At 48.8% G+C, this 7,759-nt stretch carries 7 protein-coding genes and 4 tRNA genes; all 11 read right to left on the bottom strand.

What is annotated here, in order from left to right:
- Positions 1-166, bottom strand: a 166-nt coding sequence (locus DPA2511_RS23375; protein WP_404821622.1) for a transposase domain-containing protein, incomplete at its 3' end; no start/stop codon positions are given.
- 121 nt (positions 167-287) lie between these two features.
- Positions 288-803, bottom strand: a complete 516-nt coding sequence (luxS, locus tag DPA2511_RS05160) for an S-ribosylhomocysteine lyase (RefSeq protein ID WP_012764626.1) — start codon at positions 801-803, stop codon at positions 288-290.
- A 155-nt stretch (positions 804-958) separates the two neighbouring features.
- Positions 959-2,515: a glutamate--cysteine ligase gene (gshA, locus tag DPA2511_RS05155; protein WP_012764625.1), complete on the bottom strand. Its 1,557-nt coding sequence runs from the start codon at positions 2,513-2,515 to the stop codon at positions 959-961.
- 73 nt (positions 2,516-2,588) lie between these two features.
- Complete coding sequence (locus tag DPA2511_RS05150; protein WP_012764624.1) at positions 2,589-3,020, bottom strand: YqaA family protein; 432 nt, start codon at positions 3,018-3,020, stop codon at positions 2,589-2,591.
- Positions 3,017-3,583 (bottom strand): fructose-1-phosphate/6-phosphogluconate phosphatase, encoded by a 567-nt coding sequence (gene yqaB, locus DPA2511_RS05145; RefSeq protein ID WP_012764623.1) that lies wholly within the window; start codon positions 3,581-3,583, stop codon positions 3,017-3,019. The genes DPA2511_RS05150 and yqaB overlap by 4 nt, the downstream gene beginning before the upstream one ends.
- A 191-nt stretch (positions 3,584-3,774) precedes the next feature.
- Positions 3,775-3,851, bottom strand: a tRNA-Arg gene (locus DPA2511_RS05140).
- A gap of 52 nt (positions 3,852-3,903) precedes the next feature.
- Positions 3,904-3,980 (bottom strand) — tRNA-Arg (locus DPA2511_RS05135).
- 61 nt (positions 3,981-4,041) lie between these two features.
- Positions 4,042-4,118 (bottom strand) — tRNA-Arg (locus DPA2511_RS05130).
- 8 nt (positions 4,119-4,126) lie between these two features.
- Positions 4,127-4,219: transfer RNA gene (locus DPA2511_RS05125), tRNA-Ser, on the bottom strand.
- Positions 4,220-4,521: 302 nt separating this feature from the next.
- Positions 4,522-4,707 carry a carbon storage regulator CsrA gene (csrA, locus tag DPA2511_RS05120; RefSeq protein ID WP_005972168.1) on the bottom strand — a complete coding sequence of 62 codons (186 nt, stop codon included), beginning with the start codon at positions 4,705-4,707 and terminating at the stop codon, positions 4,522-4,524.
- A gap of 324 nt (positions 4,708-5,031) precedes the next feature.
- Positions 5,032-7,659 (bottom strand): alanine--tRNA ligase, encoded by a 2,628-nt coding sequence (alaS, locus tag DPA2511_RS05115; protein ID WP_012764622.1) that lies wholly within the window; start codon positions 7,657-7,659, stop codon positions 5,032-5,034.
- Positions 7,660-7,759 lie beyond the last annotated feature (100 nt).

Genomic DNA, 7,759 nt, shown 5'->3' with positions numbered 1-7,759 from the left:
AACCAGCCAGACCATGGATCGAGGGAAGCTTACGCTTACGTAGCGTCACGGTATCCGTGAGGGTAAAGGCCTGCTGAATAAGGTCGGGGGAAAGGAGGTCGGCAAGACTCTGAACTTCATCGGGAGCGGTAAGATTGATAATGCCGAGGGCCTGTGAAAGTTCCATTAAAAAGGGTTCATGTGAAGACATGAACCCTTTTTACATCAGCCACCGGATCGGTCAACCGATCCTTAAACGATCGGCATTAGCCTTAGCTCTCTTTTTTATTAATTCACGATCTCGCCACTCAAAGATGTAATTCGCGCAACGTCTCTTTCGGCAAAGCCAATTCGTCATTTTTATTGACGGACACGCCCTGCTCAAGAATGTGGCGCGCAATGTCATGCGCCTCTGCGAGCGAATGCATCTCATAAGTACCACATTGATATTCATTCAGCTCAGGGATTTTTTTCTGCTCGGTAACACGGAGCACATCAGACATTGCGCCCTTCCAGGCATCAGCGACCCGCGCCTCCTCCGGCGTACCAATCAGGCTCATATAAAAGCCGGTACGACACCCCATCGGAGAAATATCGATAATCTCGACGCCATCCTCATTCAGATGGTCACGCATGAACCCTGCAAACAGGTGTTCCAATGTATGAATACCACGCTCAGGCATAATTTCCTGATTTGGACGACAAAAACGCAGGTCAAATACCGTAATCGTGTCGCCATGAGGCGTTGTCATCGTTTTCGCAACCCGGACAGCAGGGGCAGTCATACGAGTATGATCCACGGTAAAGCTATCTAGCAACGGCATAACGTCACCTCCTCAAAAAATTTATTTCACGATTTAAAGAAACTTTTCTTATCAATACAAGTCTTACCTAGTGAAAGACGCGCATTTATTATCATCATCCCTATATCAGAGATGTTTTTTTGGCCACCCAATCGGGTGGCCTTTTCTTTGGCTACTCAGGCATGAGAAGCCAGATAATCATCAAAATCCTGTGTATCTTCAGCTTCTAACTGCCACTGGTGCTGCCAGGAACGCTCGCTTTCCGCATGCAATTGCGGCTCGGAAAGAATCTCCAGCGGCTCATTCACTAATTGCTCTCGGTAGTTTTTTGCCAATTCGAGACCGACATTACCGCAACCGCCCTCTAGCATCATCGCCAATATACGTGCCGAAAATGTTTTTTCCGGATCATCAAATGCCTCGGCAAGCCGATCACAGACTTGCTGATAATGAGGAACAGCATGCTCCTGATCTAACAATTCTGCAACACGACGCAGATCATTAAACAGTGCCCGTCCAACATCGGCTATCGGACGACGGCTTGTCTCGCAACCCATACCGATAGTTTGTCCCGGCTTTCTCCCCTCCAGAATGACTCGGTTCCAGTTTTTTCGTGTACACAGCAATTCACTCTCACTCATTTCCGGTGCTTCAACTAACGCGCACCAGATCAAAAATAAGTCAAGAAAGCGAACTTGATCAGCACTGACACCTGTAGGCGAGAACGGATTGATATCCAGAGAGCGAACTTCAATATATTCAATGCCCCCTCTCAACAATGCATCCGACGGAGACTCGCCTGCAGCGGTGATACGCTTAGGCCGGATCGGCGCATAAAGCTCATTCTCGATCTGCAATACGTTGGTATTCAATTGCAAATACCGACCATTTTTCTTTAAACCACTGTGGGCATACTCTTGTGAAGGCGTTCTGATCGCCTTCTTCAATGCCGCTACATAAGTTTCCAGATCGTTGAAAGTAATGCCGAGGTTACTCTGCGATTTATTGGTATACCCCAAATCACTCAGGCGCAAAGAGGTTGCATACGGCAAATAACACATGCCGGTTTTTGTACGCTCAAAAGGAATATTGGTTTCCCGGCCAGCCAGGAAAGAAGAGCAAATGGCAGGCGATGCGCCGAACAGATAAGGAATGACCCAACCAAAGCGATAATAGTTGCGTATCAACTGAAAATATCCGGCGGATATCTCACGCTTACCGCTCGCCGCATCACTGATCCCAGTTCTCGCCTGCCAAAATGCCAAAGGAAGAGAAAAATTGTAGTGAACACCCGAGATGGTCTGCATCAATGCGCCATAACGGTTTTTGAGTCCTTCACGGTATAAGGTTTTGAACCGGCCAAGATTGGAAGAACCATACTGAGCCAGTTCAATATCGTCCTCTGCAGCAATAAAACAAGGCATGCTTAACGGCCACATGGACTCATCCCCCAAATTGCGGGCGACGTGCCGATGTATATCGCGCAAAAATGCCAGCAGGTGATCGACATCCTTATCTACCGGAGTAATAAACTCCAGAAGTGCCTCAGCAAAATCAGTCGTAATCCAGGGATGCGTCAGTGCCGCCCCTAGTTTTTCAGGATGCCGTGTTTTTGCCAGGTGCCCATTAGGCATAACACGCAATGTTTCACGCTCAATACCACGCTGAATCCCTTTGATAGACTGCGGATTTTTTTCCAGCCAGCTTAGCGTTTCTGATACGTCCGGGATCAAATCGACCTCCCGCTCAAGATTAATAATGTTACGTGCAAGAAACACATATGGGGCCGCACAGAGCAAATGCAACTCACGATGACCACCATGCCATTCCCTGCACAGTCACACCAGCCAGCACCAGATAGCGCAAGGCTTTACCAATAAAAATCCACATAACGGCGCTACGCCAGGACAACCTCAGCCATCCGGCCATAACACAAAGTACATCACCAACCACCGGAACCCAGCTGAATAGCAGAGCGACAGTACCATACTGATGTAACCAGCGTTGTGCCGTTGTCGTGCCTTTTTGACGTGCTGGTTCAGGAAGCCATCGTCCAACAATAAGATTAGTGGCGCCTCCTAGTGTATTCCCGACTGTCGCTACAGCGATAAGCAAAAGAGGGTTGGCCTTACTCGCCAATAGCAAACTTACCAACACTATTTCTGAACTGCCGGGCAAGAGCGTAGCGCTCAGGAAGCTACTCCCGAACAAAGACATTACCGCCCAAAGTTCGTTCATAATGTTCTTACGTCAATAACATCCATGCCGGCACGTCCGGCGGCCTGAATGCCGAAATCCGCATCCTCAAAAACAAGGCAATGCTCGGGAGGGACTTGCATCAAAGAAGCGCAACGTAAGAATGTATCGGGAAAAGGCTTATGATATTGCACATCATCAGCGCCAACCACTGCGACAAAATAATTCCTTAACCCCAGATGGCGCAATAAACGCTCAGCCAGTGCATGGGTACTTCCAGTTCCCACTGACATTGGCCGACGCCCATAAAATGTTTTGACAACATCGACCAAAGGCAAAGGTTTTACGGTATCCAGCAGCATTACCTCGGCAATATCCGCTTTTTCCGCAGCTAAAATGTGAGGATCTAAATCAGAACGATGCCGGCGGATAATCGCTTCTGCAATCTGCCATGTGGGAGCGCCATTCAACGCTGTCATGGAGAGACTGTCGTAATGCATGCCATATTTCGCCAATGCGTGCTGCCAGGCCAAGCTATGTGTGGGTTCCGTGTCAAGCAGAGTGCCATCCATGTCGAAAATAAGCCCTTGATAATGCTCGTACATTATAACCCCACACTCACCGAAATCAGGGGGGTACTTTAGCGTAAAGAACAGACATTGTCGCCGATTCAATAACCACATAAAAAATGCAAATATTGTCAATATAAATAATTAGCCATGAATTGGCATAGAAATATTAATCGCAACAGTCAGGCAAAGAATGAGATTAAAAAAACACATGGAAGGAAAAGCGATGGTGCATCCGGGAGGATTCGAACCTCCGACCGCTCGGTTCGTAGCCGAGTACTCTATCCAGCTGAGCTACGGATGCATAACAGATTTACAACTAATTATTACGAGAAGAGGGAACAGCATTGTATCGATGGTGCATCCGGGAGGATTCGAACCTCCGACCGCTCGGTTCGTAGCCGAGTACTCTATCCAGCTGAGCTACGGATGCATTCAGGACATACTGAAAAACTCTCTTACGCCACTGGCCAGAACCAGCTCGACCTACTAAATGGTGCATCCGGGAGGATTCGAACCTCCGACCGCTCGGTTCGTAGCCGAGTACTCTATCCAGCTGAGCTACGGATGCATATTTAATGGCGGTGAGGGAGGGATTCGAACCCTCGATGCAGCTTTTGACCGCATACTCCCTTAGCAGGGGAGCGCCTTCAGCCTCTCGGCCACCTCACCATTCATTACCGGCAATCTGCTTTTGTTAGCGCTCACCGGTACTGCGTGGCGCACATAATACTTTCCCGAACTTATAAGTCAAACAATTTTTCCGATACCATATTCATTTGCGCACTTCGCACCCAATGCGAACATAATAGCAACAAAAAGAACGCGTTATCGCCAACGAAGTAGCCTTTTAATACAGCAAATGACAAAAATCGCTATAGGCGACATAAATGATAGGAAAAGGGAAAAATTAAGAAAAAACAAAAAACACATGGGTAACAACAGCGCCTCGATAATGCGAGACGCTTTGTCAATCAATAAGAAGTCGGCTGAGATTTTTCCGCCTGGATACGTTGATAAATCTCTTCACGATGCACAGACACTTCTTTCGGCGCATTGACGCCAATACGAACCTGATTGCCCTTTACTCCTAGTACGGTAACCGTAACCTCATCGCCGATCATGAGGGTTTCGCCAACTCGACGAGTTAAAATAAGCATTCTTTGCTCCTTGAAAGATTATAAAGAGTCAGGTCTCCCCGATTTCCCGTCATTATCCATCATGGTTCGGGAAAACGTAAACCTAGATGACAATAAATGTCTCATCATCTCACTCATAGTTGTTACTGGTGTTAAGTTTAGTCGATATAAGACAGCTTGCTCTCTTTGTTATCACAGCTGGATATATCCTTCATACATCATTTTCAGCGTCGCTGAAAACAGCGCACAACCTGTCCCACTCGCGATCGTCCTTTATCACAAGACAAAAACGCCAAAACCACTCAGAGTCATGGCGTTTTTGCCGCGATAACGCTTCTGTAATATTTATAACTTATCAGCGACCCACGCTTCAACGCTAGCTAGCGCAGAGGGTAATGCATCGGCATCACTACCGCCTGCCTGAGCCAGATCGGGACGTCCGCCACCTTTACCACCAACCTGATTAGCCACAAAACCGACCAACTCTCCCGCTTTAACGCGCTCTGTCAGCCCCTGAGTCACTCCGGCAATCAGACTGACTTTGCCTTCAACAATCGTTGATAGCACGATCACTGCTGACCCTAGCTGATTCTTCAAATCATCAACCATCGTCCGCAGCATTTTGGGCTCAACATTGCTCAATTGCGTTACCAGCAACTTCACGCCGTTGATATCCTTTGCCTTGCCAGCAAGCGAAGAGCTTTCCTGTGCAGCCTGCTGTTCTTTCAACTGCAGCAGCTCTTTTTCCAGCCCGCGATTACGCTCAAGCAGTGAACGCACCTTCTCAATAAGGTTATTCGCGTCGCCTTTAACAAGCAGCGTAACATCTTGCAGTAAATCGCTTTGATGGTGCAACGAGGCAACAGCCCCCTCGCCAGTTACCGCTTCAATACGGCGAATCCCCGCAGCCGTCCCCGATTCTGAAACAATGCGAAATAGACCGATATCACCAGTGCGGCGAGCATGAATACCACCACACAGTTCAATAGAAAAATCGCCCATGGTCAGGACACGAACCTGATCGTCATACTTTTCGCCAAACAGCGCCATCGCCCCTTTAGCTCTTGCATCATCGATCGCCATAATCGCCGTATCCACCGGCAGGTTGCGTCGTACCTGAGCATTGACAATATCTTCAACCTGACGGATTTCATCCGGCTTCATCGCTTCCGGATGAGAAAAATCGAATCGCAAATAACGGTCATTCACCAGAGAGCCCTTCTGCGCGACATGTGTTCCAAGAACCTGACGCAAAGCAGCATGCAACAAGTGGGTAGCCGAGTGATTCAAACGAATACGGTCGCGGCGAACGTCATCTACAACGGCATCAACAGCATCATTTACGCGCAAAGAACCCTGGGTCAACTTACCGACATGTCCGAAAGCCCGCCCATATTTCTGGGTATCATCAACAACAAAATATGCAGATACACCCTTCAACACGCCCTGATCGCCAACCTGACCGCCAGACTCGCCATAGAACGGCGTTTCATCCAGAATGACGACGGCTTCATCACCGGCAGAAATTTCCTGCACAGGCTCACCTTTCCGATACAGCGCTACAACATGAGAACGTTGTTCAGCATGATCATAGCCACAGAAAGTGGTTGCACTATCGACACGGATCAAACTGTTGTAATCAGCACCAAAACCGCTGGCTTCGCGTGCACGCTGACGTTGGGCTTCCATTTCGCGCTCAAAGCCGGTTTCATCGACTTTCAATCCCCGCTCACGGCAGACATCCGCAGTCAAATCCAGAGGGAAGCCATAGGTATCATACAGTCGAAATGCAGCTTCCCCACTCAGGGTATCGCCTTGCAGAGTTCTGATTTCTTCATCCAACAGCGACAAACCACGCTCAAGCGTGCGGGCAAACTGTTCCTCTTCACTTTTCAGCGCCAGCTCGACAACGGTCTGCTGAGTCCGAAGCTCATCGGCCGCACTTCCCATGACATCGATCAAGGGAGCAACCAACTTGTAGAAAAACGTATCCTTCGCCCCCAACATGTTTCCATGACGAATAGCGCGACGAATAATACGGCGCAGCACATAGCCACGGTTTTCGTTGGACGGCATAACGCCATCGGCGATCAGGAAAGCACAGGAACGGATATGATCGGCGATGACCCGCAACGATTTGTTGTTCAGATCGCGGGTACCAACCACTTTGGCTGCTTCGGCAATCAATGTGCGAAACACATCGATTTCATAGTTGGAGTTGACATGCTGAAGAACGGCGGAAACACGTTCCAGCCCCATTCCAGTATCAACTGACGGCTTCGGCAGCGGCAGCATAGTGCCATCCGCCTGCCGGTTAAACTGCATGAAAACCAGATTCCAGATTTCGATATAGCGATCGCCATCTTCCTCGGGACTTCCCGGCGGTCCGCCCCAGATATGGTCGCCATGATCGTAAAAAATTTCCGAGCAAGGACCACAAGGCCCCGTATCGCCCATCTGCCAGAAGTTATCCGAGGCATAGGGAGCACCTTTGTTATCGCCGATGCGAATAATGCGCTCCTGAGGGATTCCAACAACATTGGCCCAAATATCATAGGCCTCGTCGTCGGTGGCATACACCGTAACCCACAATTTTTCTTTTGGCAGGTTGAACCACTGTGGCCCAGTCAATAATTCCCATGCATTGAGAATGGCATCATGCTTGAAATAGTCACCGAAACTGAAGTTACCCAGCATCTCAAAGAACGTATGGTGGCGAGCGGTATAACCGACATTCTCCAGATCGTTATGCTTACCGCCGGCACGGACACAACGTTGGGCGGTGGTTGCTCGCACATAGCTACGTTTATCCAGACCGAGGAATACATCCTTGAATTGGTTCATCCCCGCGTTGGTAAACAGCAATGTCGGATCGTTATTTGGCACCAGAGAGCTGCTAGCAACAACCTGATGTCCTTTGCTTTGAAAAAAGTCGAGAAACGCTTGACGGATCTCAGCGGTGCTCTTGCTCATAATTGTCCTGAAATCAAGCTAAAAGAACAGTCGCGGGCAAGGCGATTGCGGCATGCTGACGCGACCTAGCCAAACGCGAACAAAAAAGTGGGAATAAGAT

This window comes from Musicola paradisiaca NCPPB 2511 (assembly GCF_000400505.1).
GTDB lineage: Bacteria > Pseudomonadota > Gammaproteobacteria > Enterobacterales > Enterobacteriaceae > Musicola > Musicola paradisiaca.
This window is presented reverse-complemented; position numbering and strand designations above follow the sequence as displayed.